This window comes from Anaerobacillus sp. QJM3NY_32 (genome assembly GCF_056173645.1).
In genome coordinates this window covers 1,832,834-1,856,577 of sequence record NZ_CM149684.1, presented here as the reverse complement: position 1 = coordinate 1,856,577, position 23,744 = coordinate 1,832,834, and the positions used below count along the sequence as shown (strand labels likewise).

Sequence of the window (23,744 nt, the reverse complement as noted above, 5' to 3'; positions counted from 1 at the left end):
TCATTATTGCGATATTAATTGCTTCGATTCTTCAAGTCTAACGGAAACGAGTCGGGATACACCTGACTCTTGCATTGTAACGCCATATAGAACATCAGACTCTTCCATTGTACCTTTTCTGTGTGTAATCACAATAAACTGCGTTTTTTCACTAAATTGCTTTAAATATTTCGCAAATCGATTGACGTTTGCATCGTCTAGCGCTGCTTCTACTTCATCCAGGACGCAAAACGGAACAGGTCGAACTTTTAAAATCGAGAATAAGAGAGCGATGGCCGTGAAAGCTCGTTCTCCTCCCGATAGAAGCGCTAAATGTTGAAGTTTCTTCCCTGGCGGTTGTGCTAATATATCCACGCCTGTTGAAAGAAGATTATCCGGATCTGTTAGTACGAGATCTGCTTTACCTCCACCAAACAATTCCTTAAAGACAATTTGGAACTGCGCTCGTATTTTAGTAAATGTATCTTCAAAGCGCTTTTTCATTTCTTGATCCATTTCCTCGATCACATCATACAATGTTTTTTTCGCTTGAAGAAGATCCGCTTGCTGTTCACTAAGAAACGTATAGCGATCATTCACTCGTTCATACTCATCTATCGCACCAAGATTAACGGTACCAAGCTCATCAATTTCTAGCTTAATGAGCTTTAGCTTACGCTTAGCATCTTCAGGTTCCAGTGTAAGAATGTGCTTTTCTTTCGCCGCTTCATAAGTCAGTCCATACTCTTCACTTAAAATAGCTAACCTGTTCTCAAGTTCTACATCAAGTCTGTTAATCCGCACCTCAACGGCCTGCATTAATCCTGAAAGCTGCTTTTCCTCTGCGATTAATAGATCGAGCTTGCTACTGACAGATTCAATCTCCTGTTGTAAAGATAACTTCACTTCACGTTCATTCTGTAGTGTTGTAAGAAGCTTCTCTTTCTCAGATCGGAATGAGACGATATTTTGGTCAAGCTTCTCCTCACCATTAGAATTGGAAGACATAGCTTCTGATAGGAGCGTAAATTCTTCGGTTGTTTCGGTTAGCTGAGCATTCGTTTCATTTTGTTCAGACGTTAAGCGGTCCAGCGTCTCTTTCTGATTCTGGAATGATTGCTGGTGCTCCGCCACTTTCACTTTAAGGTCTGTGATCTCAGTTTGTATTGTCTCACGAGACGTTTGCTGCGTTTGTTTCTTAGCAGTCAGGTTCTCGATCTTACCTTCAAGTTCTTCTGCTTGTTGAGTAATCACCTCAAGACTTTCGGTCAAATACACGTGCCGCTTCTGATGAGTTTCTACTTCCTCATCGATCGCTTTCTTCTCTCGATCGTACAGCTGCAGACGTTCGTTTGTGTTCCGTTCGTCTCCTTCAATTGCTCTCAAATCACCAAGAAGAGACTGTTCTTCAAGTCTAAGATTCTCTCCTCGTTCGCGCATTCCATCAAGGTTCTCTTCAAGATCCGCTAATATTGCTTTATCCTGCTTGATCTCCTGCTCGGCTACAGCGGTCTTCTTCTGCATATCGTCAAGCTTGTTGATCAGTAGTTCAAGATCTCGCTGACGACTTAGAAGCGATGATGATTTTTGCTTCACACTACCTCCGCTCATAGAGCCACCTGGATTAACAACATCACCTTCAAGGGTTACGACGCGCGTTCGATATTGCATGATTTTTGCAAGTTCGTTTGCACCCTTTAGGTCTTTAGCTACGAGAACAGAGCCTAATAAGTTCTCCATCACGGCCTGGTACTTCGGATCGTATGTGATGAGTTCGGAAGCCACGCCTACGAAAGCTTCATTTTCCTTAGCACGATCTAAATCATAGTTCGAAATTTTTCTTGATTTCACGACTGACAGCGGAAGGAAAGTGGCTCTTCCGGAACGGTTCTTCTTCAAGAATGAGATCGCCTGTCTTCCTGCAGCCTCATCACGAACAACGACATTCTGCATCGCACCGCCAAGGGCCGTTTCAAGCGCTGTTTCTACATCTTTAGGTACTGTTATTAGTTCCGCAACTGCCCCTTCAATCCCAGTAAGGTCTTCGCGAGCTTTGAGTACTTCTTTAACACCCTGGAAGAAACCAGCATAATCATCCTGCATTTCTTCTAACATTTCTTTCTTAGACTTGTATTGTTGAATATATTGATAAGCTTGATAAAGCTTAGATTCTTTCTCACCAAGCTCTTTCTTTTTCTCTTCCACGTCATGCTTGCTTTTATAGAACCGAGACACGTGAGCTTCAAGTAGCTTCTTGGATTCGGCTAATTTTGCAGAACGTTCCTCCTTCTTTTCGTCCACAGCGCTTCGTTCTTCAATGTATTTATGATTATCTCCATCCAGTCGCTCCTTACGCTGATTAAGAACAGAAAGCTGATCTTGAAGATAGCGGTTTTCGTTTCGAATCGACGCTTGTTCGTTAAGTAGCTCGAAGTAATCCGATTTCATACGATCAAGTTCTTGTTCAATGTCTTGCTCAATATCAGAAAGAAGCTCTGTTTCTTTTCTAAGACTGGCCTTTAAGTCACTTAATTCTTTCTTTTGCTGATCAAAGCGTTTATAGTGATGCTCAATTTCTTTCTCATAATAACTTTTTTTCTCTTGTAAAAACGTCATACGCTCACTCAAATTAGTGCGATTTTGATGCGCATTTTTTTTCCGTTCCTTAAGCACTTCTTTCTTTCCTTCAAGCTTCTCTAACTCTTCACTCGTATCAAGGAGCTGCTGCTGATAAGCTTCTAAATTACTCTCAGACTGATCAAGCTTTAATCTAATATTCGTTAGCTCTTCTTTCTTAACCTTAATGGAATCGCCGAGACTGCTTTCTCTCTCCTTTAACGAATCCAATTCAGCTTTCTTTTGCTTCCATGATTGATGATACTCTTCAATTTCATGAACCGTTAGTGCCGCTTCAATCTTTTCCAAGTCTTCTCGCTTTTGCAAGTAATCTTTGGCGATCGATGCCTGCATGCGGAGTGGTTCAACTTGATCCTCCAGCTCATAAAGAATATCCTCGACGCGATGGAGGTTATCTTCTGTCTCTTTTAAACGAGTTTCCGCCTTCGTCTTGCGGGTTTTATATTTCAACACGCCCGCAGCTTCTTCAAAAATCTTGCGACGTTCTTCAGATTTGCTACTAAGAATCTCTTCAATTCTACCTTGACCAATAATGGAAAATGATTCTTTCCCTAGCCCAGAATCCATGAAGAGCTCAATGATATCTTTTAAACGACATGTCTGGTTATTTAATAAATACTCGCTATCTCCCGATCGATATACACGCCTCGTGACACTAACCTCATTATAGTCAATCGGTAGATATTGATTTGTATTATCAAGCGTAAGCGTTACTTCTGCTAAGTTGACCGCCTTTCTCGTATCGCTACCTGCGAAAATGATATCTTCCATTTTAGCGCCTCTAAGTGACTTGGCTGATTGTTCACCAAGTACCCAGCGAATGGCGTCATTTATATTACTTTTGCCGCTCCCGTTCGGGCCGACAACTGATGTTACTCCTGGGACAAACTCAACTGAAATACGATCGGCGAATGACTTAAAGCCGACTACATCTAATCGTTTGAGGAACATCATCTTTCCCCCTCATCTGTTTCATCTATGTATGCGAATCAAAACGTTTGGTTTACTTTCATCACTAACTGTCTTATTTTATCATAAAACAATGACCTCTACGATACTGAGCTGAGACATGTTACAATAAGGAAAACCCTAAAGCAAGACAATGATGCTCTCATTGTTACTTGATTGGGAAATGGTACATAGCATGGCGACATGTCGTCATTAATTAAGTCAAATGAATAAGGCAGGTGTTACGAATGGATCTTTCCATTAAATCAGAAGAAAATCTAGCATTTATGGTCGAGAGCATTAAAGAAAAAATGCAGGTGATCAATTCTGGCATGATTAAGCCAGAATCATTCGATTTATCTTCTTATGAAGATATTCATGAAATCTATGTGATGTTAAACAAAAAACAATCACTTAGTGTTGCAGAAATGCAGGCAATCTTAGCTGAACTAGGCAAATTGCGCGCATCCTAAATCGTTAGTTAAAAGAGAATGAATCTAATGAAAAAGAATCCTGGGATCAGGATTCTTTTTCATTACGATCTTTTAAGTTTATAAGTGCTTTTTGAGCGGCCATTTGTTCGGCTTCTTTCTTTGAGCGTCCGACCCCAACACCAAGATCACTTCCATTTAACATAACTTTCGAGGAGAACTCTCTGTTATGTGCGGGTCCTTTTTCATCGGTAATAACGTAATCAATCACGCCAAGGCTTTCACGCTGAATAACTTCCTGAAGCTGGCTTTTATAATCCATCACATGAGAAAAAGCACCGGCGTTAATTTTGGGATAAACAAACTTCTCAAGAAATTCAAAGACGACTTCAAGACCTTGATCAAGATACAAAGCACAGACGAATGACTCGAATACATCAGCAAGAAGGGCAGGGCGCATTCTACCACCCGTCATCTCTTCTCCTTTGCCAAGAAGCACGAGATGTCCAAAATTCATGTCATTTGCAAACTGAACAAGTGATGGTTCACAAACAATTGCGGCTCTTAGCTTCGTTAGCTGGCCTTCACTCATATTCGGGTACTTTTCATATAAGTATCTTGATATCGTAAGCTCAAGTACGGCATCTCCAAGAAATTCAAGACGTTCATTATCCATCTGCGGATGCAGTCGATGCTCATTCACATAGGATGAATGGGTAAAAGCTTGAAAAAGAAGCTGTTCATTTTCGAACGATACACCAATTTCCTTTTGAAAAGCAGTGAATTGCGATCTGATTGCCTCTCCAACCACGAGTTGTCGTGAATGCTTAGGTTTGAAACGTCTGGCTCTCGTTTTTGGTGAATGTTTTGATTTGGACATAGATACCTCCACGACTTATCACTATCCTCTTTGTACTCTGGAGCTTTAATCATTAATAGGAATAAACCCCCAGGCTAGCGAGGTTTATTCCACAACTTCAGGGTGATCCTGAAGATTATTGATGGCTGTTTATGTAATCAATTACATCGCCAACTGTTACAATTTTCTCAGCATCTTCATCGGAAATTTCAAGATCAAATTCATCTTCAAGTTCCATGACTAATTCCACTACATCAAGGGAATCGGCACCAAGGTCGTCTTTGAAAGAAGCTTCTGGTTTAATTTCAGATTCTTCAACTCCAAGACGATCAACAATAATTTTTGTTACACGCTCTAGTGTATCTGCCATTAGACTCACCTCCCCTCAAGCTATTATAGGATATATAAAACAAAAAAACTAGATGTTGTTGAAAAAGTTACATGATCATGCCGCCGTCAATATGAAGCGTTTGACCTGTAATATAATTGGCATCGTCAGAAACGAGAAATTTCGTTGCTTTAGCGATGTCCTCAGCTGCACCGAGTCTTCCAAGTGGAATTTGACCTTTCATTCCGCTTTTCACTTCATCAGAAAGTTCGTCTGTCATATCAGTTTCGATGAAACCAGGCGCAAGCGCATTAACCGTAATGTTGCGACTAGCAAGCTCTTTAGCAGTTGTTTTCGTTAAACCGATCACGCCTGCTTTCGCTGCTACATAGTTAGCTTGACCTGCATTCCCAGCTACACCCACGACAGATGCTACGTTTACAATGCGACCATAGCGCTGTTTCATCATTTGACGAGTAACGGACTTCGTACAGTTAAAGACACCTTTTAAGTTTGTGTCGATAACGGAATCCCACTCTTCTTCCTTCATGCGCATAATGAGATTATCACGTGTAATGCCGGCATTATTCACAAGTACCTCAAGACTTCCGAAAGTTGAAACAACTTCCTTAATCATGCCCTGAACTTCTTCCATGCTTGCTACGTTTGCTTTAATCGCAATCGCATTTCCACCAGCTGCTTTAATCTCGTCTACAACGCTATTTGCTTTCGCTTCACTTCCTGCATAATTGACAGCTATGTTCATGCCCTCTTTAGCAAGTTCTAATGCAATTGCGCGTCCGATACCTCGGGAGGCTCCTGTGACTAGAGCCGTTTTATTTTCAGCCATCGTTTATTCCTCTCCTAACTTAGCAATGAGTTGATCAAGTTGTTCTGGAGTTCCGACTGCATGAACAGATGCACGACGGTTAACCTTTTTGACAAGACCTGAAAGAACATTACCTGGACCAATTTCAATAAACGTATCAACACCAAGGTCCATTAGTTTTCTTACCGTATCTTCCCATAGAACGGGTGAATAGATTTGCTCCAATAAGTGGTTCTGAATCTCTTCAGCAGAAGTAGATGGTTCAGCCGTAACGTTAGCAATGACTGGAATCGATGCATTCTTTATATCAATTGTTTCAAGTATGCCAGATAGCTGATCGGCAGCAGGCTTCATAAGACTAGAGTGGAACGGCCCACTTACTTGAAGTGGAATCACGCGCCTAGCGCCCTTCTCTTTTGCTACTTCTGAAGCTTTCTCAACACCCGCTTTTGCGCCTGAAATGACAATTTGTCCAGGACTATTTAGGTTTGCAAGCTGCACAGTATCAGTAGAAGCCGATACCTCGTCAACTACTTGTTGTAACTCTTCTCGCTCCATTCCCATAATCGCTGCCATTGCACCTTCACCTGAAGGAACTGCTTCTTCCATATAAAGCCCCCGGTTTCTAACCGCAAAAACGGCATCGGAAAAGGATAGAGCACCTGAAGCGACGAGGGCAGAATATTCCCCAAGACTATGACCAGCCGTATAATCAGCTGTTATGCCTTTTTCGCGAAGAGCTTCAAGAACTGCTACGCTCGTTGTCACAAGAGCGGGCTGTGCATTTTCCGTTCTCGTTAGCGTCTCAATTGGACCGTTCATAATCAATTTAGTTAATTCAAAGTTTAAGCGATGATCCGCTTCTGTAAATACATCTTTTGATACAGAATAAGCTTCCATAAAATCCTGTCCCATCCCGACTGCCTGTGAACCTTGGCCGGGGAATAAAAAGGCTGTTTTACCCATAATTACTCTCCTTCCTCTTTAACAAGAGATGATTGAATGGCGGTCACAACATTTCCAGTGACCATCGTTCTAGCTTGCTTAATCGCACTGAAAACAGCTCTTCCATTAGAAGATCCATGCGCTTTAATCACAGGAGCGTTCAGACCAAATAAGCCTGCGCCACCGTACTCTGAATAATCTAGCTTCGTGCTTAAATTCTTCAGCTTCGGTTTTAATACTCCCGCTGCTAATTTACTTGTAAATGAGCTTGTAAGCTCTTCTTTTAGCATCTTAAACATTGTGAGAGCCGTTCCTTCAATCGTCTTTAATACTAGATTCCCTGAGAACCCATCACAGACGACGACATCCGCTTCATTACCAAGAATGTCCCTTGACTCTACGTTTCCAACAAAGTTCAATCCACTTTCTTGAAGCAGGGAAAAGGCCTGTTTGCTTAGCTCATTCCCTTTACCTTCTTCTGTTCCAATGTTCAAAAGACCTATGCGAGGGTTCTCGATACCTCGCACTTTCTCTGCATAAACCGAGCCCATATGAGCATATTGGAGAAGGTGTTCTGGTTTCGCATCCATATTGGCGCCAACATCAAGTAGCAAAAAACCAGCTTCGTCAATTGTTGGGAGCGTAGGAGCTAACCCTGGACGATCAATCCCCTTAATACGGCCAACGTAGAGCAATCCTGCTGCCATTAACGCACCAGTATTACCAGCTGATATAGCGGCATCTGCCCGACCTTCCTTTACTTCGTTCACGGCTAAAACCATCGAAGCGTTTTTCTTTCGTCGAACAGCTTTTACTGGTTGATCGTCTGATGAGATGTATTCTTCCGTATGTAATACCGTTATTCGATCCTTATTTCCTTTTAATAGCGGGTTGATTTTAGTTTCATCACCCACAATCGTTACTGACAAATCATTGAATGCCTCAATCGCTTCATATACACCATCTATAATGGCATCAGGTGCGTTGTCTCCACCCATTGCGTCAATTGCAAGTCTCATTTTCAAACAACTTCCCTTCAGGATTTAGTCGAGCGATACATGACAAATTCACCAGAAAAGACATTCTCATTCTGGACGAAGCTATTCACTTCAACCGTTGTCCGGTCTTTCCGTTGATCTGTCACTACAGCTTTCGCAACAACTCGCTCTCCTTCATTCACCTGACTTGAAAAGCGAATATTTGCTTTTGCTGTCAGTGCAAGCTCATCATCAATTATAGCAACAGCAAGTGAATTCGCCTGCGCAAAAAGGTGATGTCCTCTTGCGATTTTGTTTCTTGAAAAAACGTGTTCAGGGCGAATGTCCAATATGGAAATCGCACTTTCATCAAGCTGTAAATCGACCACCTGACCGATTACTTCATCAATCGGAAGTGCTTTCACCTCATCAAGCTGCTGTTGTGCTACATACTTAATTCGCTCTCTTAATTCTGGAATGGAGAGCTCAAGACGATCTAGTCTGATGGTTTGAATGCTTACATTAAATTTATCAGCAAGCTCCTCATCTGTGATAAAGGGAGTGCTCTCAATCGTATCCTTTAGCTGACTTTGCCGATCTTTCTTACTCCTCTTCATATACTACCGCCGCCTATCTAGCATTAATAAACGGATAAAGAGGATCAAGTTGATCCTCTTTATCTCAGTCTTATGACTAGGTCCTAAAAGGTAGTATATACCGAGCATGTTGATTATGCAAGCTAATCCAATTTTTCTCCACTTAAAACGCCCTGCTCTGTCAAATAGTCTCGTAAACTGCGGTATGTCCCATCTTCCCAAAATGCGGTGGACTCTACGAGAGCAGCTGCATCATTTCGAGCTACTTCTAGCACGCGATAATCATGCACCAGGTCGGCTACTTTAAATTCAGGCAAACCACTTTGTTTACGTCCAAAAAAGTCGCCAGGTCCCCGAAGTTCTAAATCACGCTGAGAAAGAACAAAGCCGTCATTCGATTCTGTCATAATTTGCATTCGCTCTTTCCCTACTTCAGATTTCGGATCTGCTAGTAATATGCAATAAGATTGCTCACTTCCACGACCAACTCGACCTCTCAGTTGATGAAGTTGAGCAAGACCAAATCGTTCTGCATCATAGATTACCATAATTGTTGCATTTGGGACGTTCACCCCAACCTCAACAACTGTTGTAGATACAAGAAGCTGGATGTCATTCGTACTGAATTCTTCCATTACGGCTTCCTTTTCATCTGAGCTTAGACGTCCATGCATTAAACCTACTTGATAGTCAGGCAATGCTGTTTGCATTTGAAAATGAACATCAATCGCATTTTGTACATCCAACTTCTCTGATTCTTCAATAAGCGGGCAGATCACATAGCCCTGTCTGCCTTGATCCAATTCTTTTTTCACAAAATCGATGACACGTGGTAGCATCCCTGGCTTTGCCCAATATGTCTCAATTGGTTTACGCCCTGCAGGCATTTCATCTATCGTCGAAACATCCATATCACCAAACACCGAAATAGCAAGCGTCCTCGGGATAGGTGTTGCCGTCATATAAAGAACATCTGGACTTAGTCCCTTTTCTCTTAGTACTCTGCGCTGCCCTACTCCAAACCGATGCTGTTCATCTGTAATAACTAGTCCAAGATTTTGAAACACCACTTCATCTTGTATTAACGCATGTGTCCCAATTAATAGATCCACTTCTCCAACCGCGAGTCGTTCAAGTATCTCTCTACGCTTCTTACCTTTCACAGACCCAGTTAATAGTTCCACTTTTAGTCTGTTACCTAAGAGATCCTGAAATGATTCGAAATGCTGTTCTGCTAGAATTTCCGTCGGAACCATTAACGCCCCCTGGTGACAAGCTAGGTAAGATGCATATAAGCCAATAGCTGCTACTACAGTTTTACCAGAACCTACATCACCTTGGAGCAGGCGATTCATGCGATAGGAGCTTTCCATATCCTTCAAAATCTCTCCTACTACGCGATTTTGAGCGCCTGTTAAGGGAAAAGGAAGGCTTTGTACAAACTCCTCTAATTTTTCTTTTTCAAAAACTTGAGAAGCTCCTTCAGTGCTTTCACGTTCCCTTTTTCGGAAAATCTGCATTTTTAACTGAAATTGGAGAAGTTCTTCATAAACAAAACGACGTCTTGCTTGTTTAAGTCCCTCATGAGAAGGAGGCGAATGCATCATTAAGATGGCATCCTTCCTTGGCATTAACTTATACCTTTCAAGCATTTGAGGCGGAAGGTTTTCTTCAATTTGTTCTCCAAACTGTTTCAAAGCAAGCTGGATATATCGCTTCATTGCTTTCACCGTCACGTCTCCACCTACAGGATAGACCGGCTCAATTGTACCGTCCGGGTTATGACTGGAAAACGTGATTTCATTTGCTGAAAGCGTCATTTTATGCTGATCCCATTTCCCAGTAACGGTAACAATCTGTCCTAATGTAAACTGCTTTTTTAGAAAAGCACGATTAAAAAAAACGGCTGTTATGAGGAATTTTCCTACTAACAGCCTTACGGACAATCGTGATTTTTTCTTTCCATAAAAGCGAACTACCGGTTCACTATGAACTTTCCCTTCAAGTGTAGCTCGTTCTTCATGCTTCACATCAGCGAGATCTTTCAACTCATAATCTTCATAGCGAAATGGAAAATATTCAATTAAATCTTGTATTCTGTTTATGCCGATTGATGAAAGAGAAGCTGCTTTCTCATCACCAATCCCTTTTATCTGTGTAATCCGATCGTCCATTGATCTTCACTCATTTCCTATCAAGGGATACTCCAAATATTTTCGCTTCTAACTCTCGACCAGTTGGCGTTGCCGCAAGTCCTCCTTGAGCCGTTTCTCGAAGAGTAGAAGGCATAGATTGCCCAATTTTGTACATTGCATCAATCACTTCATCACAAGGAATGCGACTTGTAATGCCCGCAAGAGACATATCTGCTGCGACTAGTGCGTTCGAAGCTCCCATGGCATTTCGTTTAACGCAAGGAACCTCGACAAGTCCAGCTACAGGGTCACATACAAGACCAAGCATGTTCTTAAGTGCAATCGCAAACGCATGAGAAGATTGTTCAGGTGTACCCCCCATTAATTCCACTATCGCTGCTGCAGCCATCCCTGTTGCTGATCCTACTTCAGCCTGGCAGCCACCTGCAGCACCTGAAATGGAAGCATTATTAGCTACAACAAATCCAAATGCTCCTGAAGTAAAGAGGTATCTCACCATCTGCTCTTCTGTAGGATTCACTTTCTCTCGAATTGCGAAAAGTGTCCCAGGTACCACTCCTGCAGACCCTGCTGTTGGCGTCGCACAAATAGTTCCCATCGCTGCATTCACTTCATTCGTAGCGATCGCTTTACTTACCGCATCAAGCATCGTTTGTCCAGACAGTGAATTCCCTGTCTTCATATAGTTTTGAAGCAGCACTGCATCTCCGCCAGTTAATCCTGAATGAGAGCGAACATCCTCATTAATTCCTCGTTCAACCGCTTGCTCCATAACAACAAGGTTATTTTTCATTTGAGCATAAACTTCTTCTCGGGTATTTCCTCTGAAGTCCATTTCCTGTTCAATCATAATTTCAGAAATTGGTTTATTTTTCGATTGCGCTAATTCTACTAGTTCTGCTACGTTACGAAACATTCCCATTCCTCCTCTATAACTTAATCGCTAATTTTTGCGACTTGAATAATATTCGGTAACGACTCAACCTCATCTAATACAACTTGAGGGATATTTTGATCCACTTCAATCGTCATCAATGCTTCCTTACCCTTTTCTTTTCGTGAAACGTTCATATGACCGATATTAATTTCATGCTTTGCTAACGTATTAGATACACCTGCAATGGCACCGAAACGATCATTATGGACTACAAGAATAGCTGGACTGTTCCCTGAAAGACCGAGCGCAAACCCATTTAACTCAATGACTTCGATTTTACCTCCACCTATCGAGATCCCGACAAGCTCAAGTTCACCCTTCTCATCAGTGAGATGAATCCGAGCAGTATTAGGGTGATCTGTTAAGGCATCCTCTTCAGTAAAACGAACTTTGATTTTCTTCTCTTTCGCAATTGTAAGCGCATTCACTATTCGCTCATCATAAGTATCAAAATCAAGCACGCCACCGACTAGGGCAACATCCGTACCGTGTCCTTTGTACGTTCTTGCAAATGAACCATAAAGAGAAATTGTAATCGTTTTTGGCTCACGACCAAACAAATGTCTAGCAACTCGACCAATTCTAGCAGCTCCAGCCGTATGGGAGCTTGAAGGACCAATCATAACAGGACCAATAATGTCAAAAACACTGCGAAACTTCACATTGATGCCACCTTTCACCATATACACTTTATCTCACAAAAGATGTTCTTTACAGAAAAAGAAAACCTGGCTCAAGCCACGTTTCTTTTTCTGCAAATATGAAACATTTATTCCACTGCCATGATATAGCTATATATCGGCTGCTTACCTTCGTGAAGTTCTACTTCTACTTCATCAAACTGCTCTTCAATATAAGCAACAATACTTTCAGCCTCTTCTTGATCTGTATCTTCACCATATATGATCGTAACGATTTCATCATCTTCGGTAATCATAGAAGACAGAAGCGACTTCGCAACTTCAAGACGTTCCTTTTCAGAAACAATAATTTTGCCATCTGCGATTCCCATGAAATCATCCTTCGTAATATCGATACCATCAATCTTAGTATCTCTAACCGCAAACGTAACTTGTCCTGACTTAACAGCTGACAGGCTTTCTTTCATTGTTTCCGCATTAGCTTCAGGATCAACCGATGGATTGAAGCCAAGAAGACTAGAAATACCCTGAGGAACTGTTTTAGAAGGAATCACGATGACATTCTCATCTACAACTGAAGCTGCCTGCTGTGCAGTCATCACAATATTACTATTATTCGGTAAGATAATAATATTCTCAGCATAAACTTCTTCAATCGCTTTAATGATATCTTCAGTACTTGGGTTCATCGTCTGGCCACCTGGAATCACATAGTTCGCACCTAAGCTTTCAAACAAAGTAGCGATCCCGTCTCCCATGGAAACCGTAATAATTCCGTATTTTTTTCGTTCAGCCGGCTTCTCCTGCTTAACAGGCTCGGGGCGTTCTTCTTTTAAGATTGTAGAATGCTGCTCACGCATATTCTCAATCTTAATTTTAATTAAGCTCCCGTAATTCTGTGCATACGTCATAATATTTCCCGGGTACTCTGTATGCATATGTACTTTAACGAGATCTTCGTCAGATACGACCAAAAGCGAATCCCCATGTTTATCGAGTTCGTTTCGGAATGCTTCCTCATCATATGGCGATTTCGCAAGCTTCTCATTTTCGAATTGAACCATGAACTCTGTACAGTAACCAAATTCAATGTCTTCCGTTTTCATATGACCCTGCGCACTTTTGTGGTGCTCAGCTCTAACGAGTTCGTCCATTTTCTCTTGATCAACGGATGAATCGGGCGTTTCTTTTCCTTCTAGCACCGCTAGAAACCCTTCATAAATAAGTAAAAGTCCCTGGCCACCTGAGTCAACGACACCGACTTCTTTCAGAACTGGAAGAAGATCAGGAGTACGATTAAGGGATTCTTTCCCCTCTTTAACTACTAGCTGCATTAATTCAACCACGTCTGATATTTTCTTTGAAGACTTCACTGCTTTTCGAGCAGCGTCTTTAGCTACTGTAAGAATTGTACCTTCCACTGGTTTCATAACGGCTTTATAGGCAGAATCCACCCCGTTTTCAAGAGCAGCGGCTAGTTCAACACTTGTGATCTCAGACTTTCCTTCGATCGATTTCGAAAATCCTCGAAATAGCTGAGAAAGAATTACGCCAGAGTTTCCCCGTGCGCCCATTAATAATCCTCTTGCAAAAAGAGATGCGACATCTCCTACTTTATCTGAACTGCTTGATCTTACTTCAGCTGCTCCAGACGTAATTGTTAAGTTCATATTTGTACCAGTATCTCCATCCGGCACTGGAAAAACATTAAGCGCATCTACCATCTTGGCATTCTTTGAAAGGTTATTTGCTCCTTCAAGGACCATTTGCGCAAAACGCTTCCCATCAATCTTTTGAATCGTCACAGACTTTTCCTCCTAACTCCGTTTAAGGGTTCGTTACTCTAACCCCTTGGACGTATATGTTTACTGAATCAATTGATAGCCCAAGCATTTGATCAAGTTGATATTTCACTTTTGTTTGCACATTGTGGGCTACTTCAGAAATTTTAGTACCATAGCTCACGATAATATACATGTCAATGTTAAGGTCGTCGTCTTCTTCTTTGCGAACGACAATCCCTCTGCTAAAGTTATCTTTTCCCAATAGTTCTGTAATACCATCTTTCAATTGCTTTTGTGAAGCCATTCCAACGATACCATAACAATCAATCGCAGCGCCACCTGCAATCGCAGCGACTACTTCCGTCGAAATATCAATCTGTCCGTATTGGGTTTTCATTTCAATTGCCATTATATTTCCTCCCTTAGCGATTTGGGTACTGATCTTTTGACTACTTCTATCCTCGTATAGATTCTGTTCATAAAATAATGGCTGAGTTACTGAACGATGAGTAAAATGAGTGTTTCACGCAAATGAGCCAAAATCGAGAATTCAACACTATAAGCTTACATAGCCAAAATAATAAATAAAATAAATCCTATGCACAGCTACCGTTATTTTACTACACTATTAGTCATAATAAAAGTTCATCGTATAAAACCTCTAATATGATAAGCTTTTACTGTTAAGTTTTTTTCTTGATAAGACGTGTTAAACATCTTGCATTCACTACACCTACATGATACTATAGTGGAGGATTTATCCTGCACTTCTTGTGCAATGTAGGACAGTAAGGAGGTAGAAACAATGGCTAAATGTGCAATCACTGGACGCAAAACTTCGTTTGGTAACAAACGTTCTCACGCGTTGAATACAACTAAACGTAAATTTGGTGCTAACCTTCAAAAGGTACGCATCATGGTAGATGGTAAACCTAAGAAAGTTTATGTATCTGCTCGTGCTCTTAAATCAGGCAAAATCGAACGCGCATAGTAACATGCAAAAAAGCACCCAAACGGGTGCTTTTTTTTGTTTCTAAACTATTCATTTTTTTTGAAAGACCCTAGCACTGCTCTCACAAAACCACCGAGAAACTTTGGTAATTTAATCGTATAGAACTTCATATTTCCCCCTCCTCAGAAAGTCAAAGATGGACCCCAGGATGAACAATATGAGAATATAAGATGCATTACTATTATATTCGCCGAAATTAAAATAGTACCTAAACCTGCTCGGCGTCCGAACTTCTTACCACCAATAGTATGCCCTGATTAAATGAATAAGACCCATTTTCCTCGATCAGTTCATTGCTAATACATAAACTTGACCCCCATGAAATATGTCTATTCGTAAGGGGATAACGATATCCAATTAGCGTTAAGCCTTTGACTTCAGGAGTAAAGGAGAGAAAAGACATATAGGGAAAACGATGATCCTTTTGGACAGTATATGTGCCTGGCTCTTTCATTTCCATTCGATTTAATTTATCCTCAATGGCAAGCTTCACGTCTGACTTCACGCCCTTAATTAACATCTGAACGTTCATCCAGCTATGATCAAGCCTGCCACCTGTTACCCCAAACATTGTAACCTCTTCAGGACCTTCATCGATGGCCCAATCAAGAGCGATTTCTAAATCTGTGTGGTCCTTTTCAGAAGGATAGACGGTAAACGCTAAATCGTGTGACTCCATCCATTCTCTTTCTTCATTGGTTACCGAGTCAAAATCCCCAAATCCATGTTCAGGAATAATGTTATTTTTCAGAAGCGTATAGACGCCTCGGTCGACCCCAATCCACCTTACATTTCTTTCAGTCAGAAGATGGGTTGGAAGGTCTTCTTCCGGTCCTCCCGCAACAATATAAATAGGCTTCCTCATTGCTCATGCACCAGCTTAGGTGCTTGATGTGAGAGCAGAGCCAAGACGACAATTGATACAGCGGCAGTTGGTAACAAATAAGATGCATTATAAAGAAAGGAGTATAAGGCCACAGGGGTACCTTCTGGTGCCATTTCGCCGAACCAGATCACACCAGATATAAAATGACTCACAAGTCGAAGTAATGATCCGGTTAAACAGCCAAGAATGATCATTGTGATTCGCTTCCGTTTCGGCTCGTCAACTTTAACACTAAAAATCCCCGCCATACCGACAACCATAAATGCAATTGGATAATCTAGTAGAAATTGAATAGGATGCACATAAAAAGGCGGCACGATTAGAGGTTGTAAAATACCAACTAAAAGCCCTGTCGTTAAACCGGCACCAAGTCCTCTTCGATAAGCAATTAGAAAAATAGGTACCATAGCTAGCGACACAGAGCCGCCATTTGGCCAGAGCCTGAGTGATAATAAATCTAAAATCACTCCAACCGCAGCCATTAAAGCTATTTCTACAAGCAAAAGAAGTCGATTATCTTTCTTCATGAATCATAATTCCTCCATAACCTAAACTTTTGTATAAAGTCTTATTAAAAAACAGCGGGAGAAGCCCCGCTGTTTTATGATTGACGTATCTGATCAATGGCTGCTTTCCGATCAGATTGATTATAAATGGCTGAACCTGCTACGAGAACAGTGGCACCCGCTTCAATACATGCACGAGCCGTCTCCGCGTTCACACCACCGTCTACTTCGATTTCTGGAGCTACACCAAGAGAATCTGCTAGCTGCTTCGTTTCCGTAATCTTCGCAAGAACTCTCTCAATAAAAGCTTGACCTCCAAAGCCTGGATTGACCGTCATTAATAGGACTAGATCTACATCCTCAATCACGTGCTTAATGGAATCAACAGGCGTCGCAGGATTAATAACAACACCCGCCTTCACACCTTTACTTTTAATGAGCTGAATAGTGCGGTGGAGATGCGGACAAGCCTCTGCATGAACGGTCAAAATATCCGCTCCAGCTTCAGCAAACTCTTCGATATATTGGTCAGGATTTTCTATCATAAGATGAACATCAAGCGGTAGTGATGTCACTGGACGAAGAGCTCGTACGATTGGTGCACCAATCGTAATGTTCGGAACAAAATGACCGTCCATCACATCTACGTGAATATAGTCAGCACCAGCTGCTTCTACGTCTTTTACTTCTTCACCTAATCTGGCAAAGTCTGATGCCAAAATAGAAGGGGCGATTTTTATCATAATTAATACCTCCGTTTTTGGTCCTTAATTTCCTGGAAGAAAGAAGAATAATGGTCATAGCGATACGCTTGAATTTCTTCTTTTTCGACGGCTACTTTTACTGCACACCCCGGCTCTGATTGGTGGGTGCAAGCGCGAAATTTACACTCACTGCTTTTCATTCTGATCTCAGGGAAGTAGAGCCAAAGATCATCGGCTTCAATTCCTCTAAAATCCAATGAGCTAAATCCAGGAGTATCTGCAACAAGGCCTGAGCCGAAAGGAATAAGTTCTACATGTCGCGTCGTATGTTTTCCTCGACCAAGGTGAGTCGATATATCGCTTGTATCTAGTTCAAGGTCAGGATTAATAGCGTTTAATAAGGAAGACTTCCCTACTCCTGACTGTCCTGCAAACACCGTTACCTTTTCTTGGAAATAAGGCTCGATTTCTGAAACGCCTGAAAGGCTTTGAGCAGAAGAAACGATGACGTCATACCCAATCTCACGATAATCATCAGCATAGGCCATGATCTCACTTTCTTCCACCTCTGCAACCAAATCAATCTTAGTAATACAGATGATCGGCTGAATATCACTAGCTTCAATGTGCACAAGAAATTTATCAAGAAGCTGTGTGTTAAACGTAGGTTGTGTTGCTGAGAAAACAAGAAATGCCTGATCAACATTAGCAATAGGAGGTCGAACCAATTCGTTTTCTCTCTCCTTTATTTCCAATACATAGCCATCCGTTTTGTTCTCGGCTTCATACCTTACAAAATCACCAACAAGTGGCGTGATTTTTCGCTTCCGAAAATTCCCTCTTCCTCTGCACTGATAAATTTCCTTATTCTCTTCATCCTGCACGTAATAAAAGCCACTAAGCGCTTTAATTATTCTTCCATCTGCCATGTAGGACTCCTTACTCATTTTTTCCATATTTTTGTTTCGCTTCGTCATACGTAATGGTCTTTGAATTTCCCTTTTTTTCTTTCCCATCGACATATGTTTTATATGATGCTTCCTCACCGGGGTAAATGGTTAAATCAAACTTAATCTCTTTCGTTTCTGTGATCGTTTCAGAGATTTCTTCTCCTTCTGTCGTTGAATCCTTGTAGAGAATCTCAATTAAATGCTCTTCTCCCTTTTTCACATCGATTTTAAACGAATTTGGAACAACGATTGCCTCATCTTCCGGCGAAGGTTCCGGTTCCGGCTCCGGCTCTGGCTCTGGTTCCGGTTCTGGATCAGGCTCGGGTTCTGGTTCGGGTTCTGGCTCAGGTTCTGGTTCTGGACCTTTTGATAAAGTAATTGTAATCTCATCTCCAGCTTTCACTTCCGCAGCAGTGCCTGGTGAATGAGAGACGACTTTACCTTCTTCAACAAGTTCACTAAATTCAGGGTCATTATAAGAGAGATTTAGCTTTTTATCATCTGCATAGCTTTCCACTTCTGCTTTTGTCTTTTCCTTTAAATCCTCTAATGGAAATGGTTCGGGCCCTAAACTATACCATATGATAATTCGATCTTCTGTTGGTAACACCAGCTTCCCAGCCTCAGGATTTTGATCATAGATCTCACCTTCAGGGTCATCTCGGTATTCACCTTCATACTTCACACCTTTAAAGCCTTGCTCTTTCAATAACGGTTCAACCTCATCTTTTGATCTACCGATAAAATCATCAAGCTCTGTTTTTTCAGCACCTTCACTGACATATAAAGTAACGGCGCTATCTTCCTTCACCATCGTACCTGATGTAGGATCCTGTTTAATAACATCGTCTTCCTCTACGTCTTCGCTAAATTGCTCTTCTTTTTTTACATCCAGCTTTTGTTCGATTAGGGCAGATCTTGCTTCTTCATAAGTCATTCCAGATACGTCAGGAACTTCCACATCACTTACTGAGAAGAGATCAGGGATAAAAGTAAATGCAAGCGCGGCTGCACCACCTAAGAGGAGGAGAATCACTAAAACAATAACAGCAATCTTACCGGCCTTCTTCTTCTTTTTAGGTGGCGGATCATCAGACTCTGTCTTTTGTACAGGTTCTTGAGGCCTTGTCTCCTGCATTTTGTCACCAAGGCGGCCAGGAGTAACTGGTGCCAACACTTTTGTAGCATCTGCATCATCCTGCTCAGGTGCTTTATCGTAAATTTTAGTTGGACTTAGCGACATCTCAAGCGCTTCATAAAGCTCTTCAGCGTTTTGGTAGCGTTGAACAGGATCTTTTGCCATAGCTTTCATAATAATATGTTCCACGTTTTTCGGAAGAGAAGTGTTAATTAGGCTTGGTTTAGGAAAACGATCTTGTAAGTGCTTTAGGGCAACAGATACGGGGGAATCACCCGAAAAGGGAAGAACACCCGTGACCATTTCATAAAGAACGACACCAAGAGAATAAATATCTGACCGTTCATTTGCTACAGCGCCACGCGCCTGCTCAGGTGAGAAGTAATGCACAGAACCAAGAACGGAGTTAGTATGCGTGATTGTTGCAGATGTCACGGCCATCGCAATTCCAAAATCCGTTACTTTTGCTTCTCCGTAGTCGTTTATTAGAATATTATGAGGTTTGATATCTCGATGGATGATGTGATTCTCATGTGCATGCTCAATTGCGGACGTCATTTGCTTCATAATATCAATGGCTTCCTCAATCGGCAGTGCTCCACGGTTGCGAATTTTTTGCTTAAGCGTTGTTCCCGGTACATATTCCATGACGATATAGTAGAAGTCTTCTTCCTCCCCTACATCATAGATGGAAACGATATTAGGATGAGCTAGACTCGTTGCAGATTCTGCTTCTCTTCGAAATCGCTTTATAAAATCATCATCTTGAGAAAATTCGGGCCGAAGCAGCTTGACAGCAACTGTACGATCCAAAATTAAATCTAAAGCTCGATAGACGATTGCCATTCCGCCGTCACCAATGACTTCAAGCAGTTTGTAACGTCCATTTATGTGCTTTCCTAGCATGAGCCTTCACTTCCAGAATTAGAGGAATTCTCAATAATCGCAACTGTGATATTATCTTCTCCGCCTGCTTCATTTGCTAAGCGAATGAGTTCTGTTCCCTTCTCATGAAGAGATCGGTCAGAGTTCATAACTTCCTCTAATTCACGATCAGAAACTTTGTTCGTTAAACCATCTGAGCAAAAAAGGGCTGATTGATTCTCATCCCATTCAAAGGTATGCACATCTACCTTAACGTTTTCATCTGTTCCAATCGCACGTAATAGTACATTTTTACGAGGATGATCTTCTGCTTCTTCTTCTGAGAGCTGACCACTTTTTACGAGTTCATTCACAAGTGAATGATCACTTGTTTTTTGATCAAGAACACGATCGCCGAATAAATATGCGCGGCTATCGCCTACATGACCAATTGTAATAAACTCATTCGTACACACAGCTGCTACAAGAGTCGTTCCCATTCCGGAATATTCAGGTTTTTCTTTAGAAAAAGCTAGGATTGTTTCATTCGCTTTACGAATGGTATGTAATAGCCATGCTTCCGCTCTTCCCGGGCGAAATCCAGCTTTCTCTTCTTCCCAACTCATCTCCATCGATTCAACTGCTAGAGCACTGGCAACGTCACCTGCCTGATGACCGCCCATCCCATCTGCAACAATTACAAGATACTCATTTAGACTATTGTGCACAACCTTCGTGCTATCTTCATTGTATGCCCTTACTTGTCCTTGATCAGTTAATGCTATTGCTTGCATGTGATTACCCCGTCTCCTCTTATCACAAGAATGCGGGAAGAATCGCCTATTACAAGACGATTCACCAGCACTCAGCATTATTTTTTAACTAAACACGCGATATAAAATCCATCCGTACCAAAATACTGTGGTAGTAGCTGTAGCTGTCCATCTTCACAATATGTTCTTACTTTTTCTGGTAAGCGGTTTGAGAATGATTCATCTAGTGAAAAATCAGGATGCTCTTCAAGGAACTGTTTTACCACTTCCTGGTTTTCTACACTTTCTATTGTACACGTACTGTAAACCAATTTTCCACCTGGTTTTAAAAGAGAAGCTTGAGAGGCAAGGATGCCTTTCTGAACACTTGTAATCCGCTCAATGTCATCTTCTTTCTTTGACCACTTAATGTCTGGTTTTCTTCTTAGCACTCCGAAGCCTGTGCACGGCGCATCAACAAGAATACGATCAAATGACTTTGCCTTGAAGCGATCTGCAACGTTTCTACTGTCGAGGGCTTCTGCTTCAATAGCGCGGAGATTAAGACGCTGTGCCTGTTTTTTAATTAATTTAACTTTATGAGGATGCAAATCAAGCGAATTCACATGTCCTGATCCATTTAATCTTTCTGCAATATGAGTAGATTTACCACCTGGTGCCGCACATGCGTCGAGGACTTTTTGACCTGGCTCAATTCCAAGCGCTCTTGCAACAAGCATCGAACTTTCATCTTGAATGGTTAAATCACCGCGCTTATACACTTCAGTATCAAGCACTTTCCCCTGGATCACCTTGATGGCATCTACTGAAAGACTACCTTCTACAGCTTCCACACCCTCTTTTTTCAAGTCTTCGATAACTTGATCAACAGAAGTTCGTACCATATTCACACGCGCTGTCACATATGGAGAAAGGAGATTTTCTTCACACATCGCCTCTGTCGATTCAACACCAAGCTGATCAATCCAGCGTTTGACGAGCCATAGCGGATGACTTTTCGCAATGGAAATGCGTTCCGCAACATCTTCAATATCTTCAGGATTCTTCAGTCCTTTTCTTTGGGTATTGCGAAGTACCCCATTCACCATTCCACTAATACCTTTGTGTCCACGTTTTTTTGCTATTTCAACTGCCTCATGGATGATGGCGCGATCTGGTACACGATCAAGATAAACCATTTGATAAAGAGAAAGTTGCAAGAGAGAAATGACCCACGTCTGGATTCTCTTACGATTTGTTAGAAAATCATCTAAGTAGAAATCCAGTGTATTCTTTCGCTGGATCGTACCGTATACGATTTCTGTTAATAAGCCTGTATCTTTCCGGCTTAGCTTATGCTTCTTAATCGTTTCATTCAGCAATAAATTGCTGTATGCCTGGTTTTTGTTAATCTTTTCAATTACATCAAGTGCTGCTTCTCTTACATTTGTCATACTATTCACCAAATCTCTCATTTTTCTCGAATGTTCTTGCTTGTAAATACTGTGCGGATGTCATACGTTTTTTGCCTGATGGTTGAATCTCCGTTAACTTGATTGCTGTTGAGTTGCCTGTTGCTACGACCGGACCATCTGCATCCGTATATAAAACAGAACCTGGATCTGCCTTCTCAGCACTCTCTACTTTCTCAGCCCACCAAATCTTCATCACTTTTCCATCATACTCTGTAAACGCGACTGGCCATGGATGCAATCCACGTACCTGGTTATAAATTTCTTCACCAGTCTTCGTCCAGTCGATCTTCTCCTGCTCTCGTTTAATGTTAGGGGCAAAAGTAGCCTCTTCATCGTTTTGCTTTACAGGAGTTAATTCACCGTTTAGAAGCTGTGGCAACGTTTCTTTCAAAAGCTCAGAGCCTGAAGCACTTAATTTATCATGAAGTGTTCCAGTATTGTCACGTTCTTCAATAGGGACAACGGACTGTGTTAGGATATCGCCTGCGTCCAATTTCTCAACCATATACATGATCGTAATGCCTGTTTCTTTTTTCCCCTGAAGGATGGAGTAATGAATCGGTGCGCCTCCGCGAAGCTCAGGTAGCAATGACGCATGAACATTAATACAACCGTACTTCGGAGCATCAAGCAGCTGTTTTGGTAGAATTTGTCCAAATGCAGCCGTTACAATCAAATCAGGTTCTAATTCTAGAATAGGCTGAAGCTGTGCAGGGTCTTTCACTTTCTCAGGTTGTAACACCGGAAGTCCATGCTTTTCTGCAGCCACCTTAACAGGAGGAGGTGTAAGCACTCTTTTTCTGCCTTTTGGACGATCTGGTTGTGTCACTACGCCAACAATGCTATAACCTTCCTCTACAAGCATATCAAGGACAGGAACTGAAAAATCCGGTGTACCCATAAATACAATTTTCGTCATCGTTACTCACTCTCTCCTTCCTGTTCAGGATCGACATACCGAATAACTTTCTCAGTAAAGAGCACGCCATGAAGATGGTCGATTTCATGCTGAATCGCTCTCGCAAAGAACCCCTCTGCTTTCAGTTTGAATTCACGTCCAAAACGATTTTGGGCTTTTAGTGTGATCGTATACGGGCGTTCTACTTCTCCAAACAGTCCAGGAAAACTTAAACAACCTTCAAGATCCACCTCTTTACCAGAAGCCTTCACGACCTTAGGATTGATTAATTCTAATGCTTCTTCTTCTCTCGTATCAACAACTGCGACTTGCTGTTTAATGCCAATTTGCGGAGCAGCTAGACCCACTCCATCTGCTTGATACATTGTCTCAAACATATCATCAAGCAACTGATGCAATTCTTTATCGAAATGCTCGACAGGCGCGCATTCCACTTCAAGCACCTCATTCGGGTGCAATACAATATCTCTAATAGCCACTCATATACTCCC

At 41.7% G+C, this 23,744-nt stretch carries 24 protein-coding genes; 2 read left to right on the top strand and 22 right to left on the bottom strand.

What is annotated here, in order from left to right; genetic code table 11:
- Positions 1–3: 3 nt before the first annotated feature.
- Complete coding sequence (smc, locus tag AC0VYH_RS09920; protein ID WP_475373718.1) at positions 4–3,567, bottom strand: chromosome segregation protein SMC; 3,564 nt, start codon at positions 3,565–3,567, stop codon at positions 4–6.
- Positions 3,568–3,812: 245 nt separating this feature from the next.
- Here smc and AC0VYH_RS09915 point away from each other — a divergent pair, with 245 nt between their 5' ends.
- On the top strand, positions 3,813–4,037 hold the full coding sequence (locus AC0VYH_RS09915; RefSeq protein ID WP_194221397.1) for a DUF1128 domain-containing protein: 225 nt from the start codon (positions 3,813–3,815) through the stop codon (positions 4,035–4,037).
- Between the two features lie 46 nt (positions 4,038–4,083).
- Here the strand turns inward: AC0VYH_RS09915 and rnc are convergent, their stop codons facing one another.
- The 11 genes from rnc to AC0VYH_RS09860 form a co-directional block, all read right to left on the bottom strand.
- Complete coding sequence (rnc, locus tag AC0VYH_RS09910; protein ID WP_194221396.1) at positions 4,084–4,875, bottom strand: ribonuclease III; 792 nt, start codon at positions 4,873–4,875, stop codon at positions 4,084–4,086.
- 115 nt (positions 4,876–4,990) lie between these two features.
- Positions 4,991–5,224 (bottom strand): acyl carrier protein, encoded by a 234-nt coding sequence (gene acpP, locus AC0VYH_RS09905; RefSeq protein ID WP_048309824.1) that lies wholly within the window; start codon positions 5,222–5,224, stop codon positions 4,991–4,993.
- Between the two features lie 67 nt (positions 5,225–5,291).
- The gene (gene fabG, locus AC0VYH_RS09900; protein ID WP_194221395.1) at positions 5,292–6,032 is read right to left on the bottom strand and encodes a 3-oxoacyl-[acyl-carrier-protein] reductase; all 741 of its coding nucleotides are present in this window, start codon (positions 6,030–6,032) and stop codon (positions 5,292–5,294) included.
- Positions 6,033–6,035: 3 nt separating this feature from the next.
- Positions 6,036–6,977: an ACP S-malonyltransferase gene (gene fabD / locus AC0VYH_RS09895; RefSeq protein WP_430242719.1), complete on the bottom strand. Its 942-nt coding sequence runs from the start codon at positions 6,975–6,977 to the stop codon at positions 6,036–6,038.
- Positions 6,978–6,979: 2 nt separating this feature from the next.
- On the bottom strand, positions 6,980–7,975 hold the full coding sequence (gene plsX, locus AC0VYH_RS09890; protein ID WP_475373786.1) for a phosphate acyltransferase PlsX: 996 nt from the start codon (positions 7,973–7,975) through the stop codon (positions 6,980–6,982).
- A gap of 17 nt (positions 7,976–7,992) precedes the next feature.
- Positions 7,993–8,550, bottom strand: a complete 558-nt coding sequence (gene fapR, locus AC0VYH_RS09885) for a transcription factor FapR (protein WP_430242724.1) — start codon at positions 8,548–8,550, stop codon at positions 7,993–7,995.
- Positions 8,551–8,672: 122 nt separating this feature from the next.
- The gene (recG, locus tag AC0VYH_RS09880; RefSeq protein WP_475373717.1) at positions 8,673–10,703 is read right to left on the bottom strand and encodes an ATP-dependent DNA helicase RecG; all 2,031 of its coding nucleotides are present in this window, start codon (positions 10,701–10,703) and stop codon (positions 8,673–8,675) included.
- A 10-nt stretch (positions 10,704–10,713) separates the two neighbouring features.
- Complete coding sequence (sdaAA, locus tag AC0VYH_RS09875) at positions 10,714–11,601, bottom strand: L-serine ammonia-lyase, iron-sulfur-dependent, subunit alpha (RefSeq protein ID WP_194221390.1); 888 nt, start codon at positions 11,599–11,601, stop codon at positions 10,714–10,716.
- A gap of 20 nt (positions 11,602–11,621) precedes the next feature.
- Positions 11,622–12,284 (bottom strand): L-serine ammonia-lyase, iron-sulfur-dependent subunit beta, encoded by a 663-nt coding sequence (sdaAB, locus tag AC0VYH_RS09870; protein WP_226612812.1) that lies wholly within the window; start codon positions 12,282–12,284, stop codon positions 11,622–11,624.
- Between the two features lie 107 nt (positions 12,285–12,391).
- Positions 12,392–14,068, bottom strand: a complete 1,677-nt coding sequence (locus AC0VYH_RS09865) for a DAK2 domain-containing protein (RefSeq protein ID WP_475373716.1) — start codon at positions 14,066–14,068, stop codon at positions 12,392–12,394.
- Positions 14,069–14,090: 22 nt separating this feature from the next.
- Positions 14,091–14,456 carry an Asp23/Gls24 family envelope stress response protein gene (locus tag AC0VYH_RS09860; RefSeq protein WP_194221387.1) on the bottom strand — a complete coding sequence of 122 codons (366 nt, stop codon included), beginning with the start codon at positions 14,454–14,456 and terminating at the stop codon, positions 14,091–14,093.
- A gap of 396 nt (positions 14,457–14,852) precedes the next feature.
- Between AC0VYH_RS09860 and rpmB the strand changes: the two genes are divergently transcribed.
- A complete protein-coding gene (rpmB, locus tag AC0VYH_RS09855; RefSeq protein ID WP_098443343.1) occupies positions 14,853–15,038 on the top strand; it encodes a 50S ribosomal protein L28 in 186 nt (61 codons plus the stop codon).
- Between the two features lie 47 nt (positions 15,039–15,085).
- Here rpmB and spoVM read toward each other — a convergent pair whose 3' ends face one another.
- From spoVM to def, 10 genes are all read right to left on the bottom strand, one after another.
- Positions 15,086–15,169, bottom strand: coding sequence for a stage V sporulation protein SpoVM (gene spoVM, locus AC0VYH_RS09850; protein ID WP_048309835.1), 84 nt, complete (start codon positions 15,167–15,169; stop codon positions 15,086–15,088).
- A gap of 98 nt (positions 15,170–15,267) precedes the next feature.
- Positions 15,268–15,924, bottom strand: a complete 657-nt coding sequence (locus AC0VYH_RS09845) for a thiamine diphosphokinase (protein WP_430242733.1) — start codon at positions 15,922–15,924, stop codon at positions 15,268–15,270.
- Positions 15,921–16,472: an energy-coupled thiamine transporter ThiT gene (thiT, locus tag AC0VYH_RS09840; RefSeq protein WP_226612808.1), complete on the bottom strand. Its 552-nt coding sequence runs from the start codon at positions 16,470–16,472 to the stop codon at positions 15,921–15,923. Before thiT ends, AC0VYH_RS09845 begins: the two co-directional genes overlap by 4 nt.
- Positions 16,473–16,546: 74 nt before the next feature.
- On the bottom strand, positions 16,547–17,194 hold the full coding sequence (gene rpe / locus AC0VYH_RS09835) for a ribulose-phosphate 3-epimerase (protein ID WP_226612806.1): 648 nt from the start codon (positions 17,192–17,194) through the stop codon (positions 16,547–16,549).
- A 2-nt stretch (positions 17,195–17,196) separates the two neighbouring features.
- Entirely contained in the window at positions 17,197–18,084 is an 888-nt protein-coding gene (gene rsgA / locus AC0VYH_RS09830; protein WP_430242739.1) for a ribosome small subunit-dependent GTPase A, read from the bottom strand.
- Between the two features lie 10 nt (positions 18,085–18,094).
- Positions 18,095–20,149: a Stk1 family PASTA domain-containing Ser/Thr kinase gene (gene pknB, locus AC0VYH_RS09825; RefSeq protein WP_475373715.1), complete on the bottom strand. Its 2,055-nt coding sequence runs from the start codon at positions 20,147–20,149 to the stop codon at positions 18,095–18,097.
- Positions 20,143–20,901, bottom strand: coding sequence for a Stp1/IreP family PP2C-type Ser/Thr phosphatase (locus tag AC0VYH_RS09820; protein ID WP_430242744.1), 759 nt, complete (start codon positions 20,899–20,901; stop codon positions 20,143–20,145). The genes pknB and AC0VYH_RS09820 overlap by 7 nt, the downstream gene beginning before the upstream one ends.
- 77 nt (positions 20,902–20,978) lie before the next feature.
- Positions 20,979–22,313, bottom strand: a complete 1,335-nt coding sequence (gene rsmB, locus AC0VYH_RS09815; RefSeq protein ID WP_475367267.1) for a 16S rRNA (cytosine(967)-C(5))-methyltransferase RsmB — start codon at positions 22,311–22,313, stop codon at positions 20,979–20,981.
- A gap of 1 nt (position 22,314) precedes the next feature.
- The gene (gene fmt, locus AC0VYH_RS09810) at positions 22,315–23,253 is read right to left on the bottom strand and encodes a methionyl-tRNA formyltransferase (RefSeq protein WP_475367266.1); all 939 of its coding nucleotides are present in this window, start codon (positions 23,251–23,253) and stop codon (positions 22,315–22,317) included.
- A gap of 2 nt (positions 23,254–23,255) precedes the next feature.
- A complete protein-coding gene (gene def / locus AC0VYH_RS09805) occupies positions 23,256–23,732 on the bottom strand; it encodes a peptide deformylase (protein WP_226612799.1) in 477 nt (158 codons plus the stop codon).
- Positions 23,733–23,744: the final 12 nt, after the last annotated feature.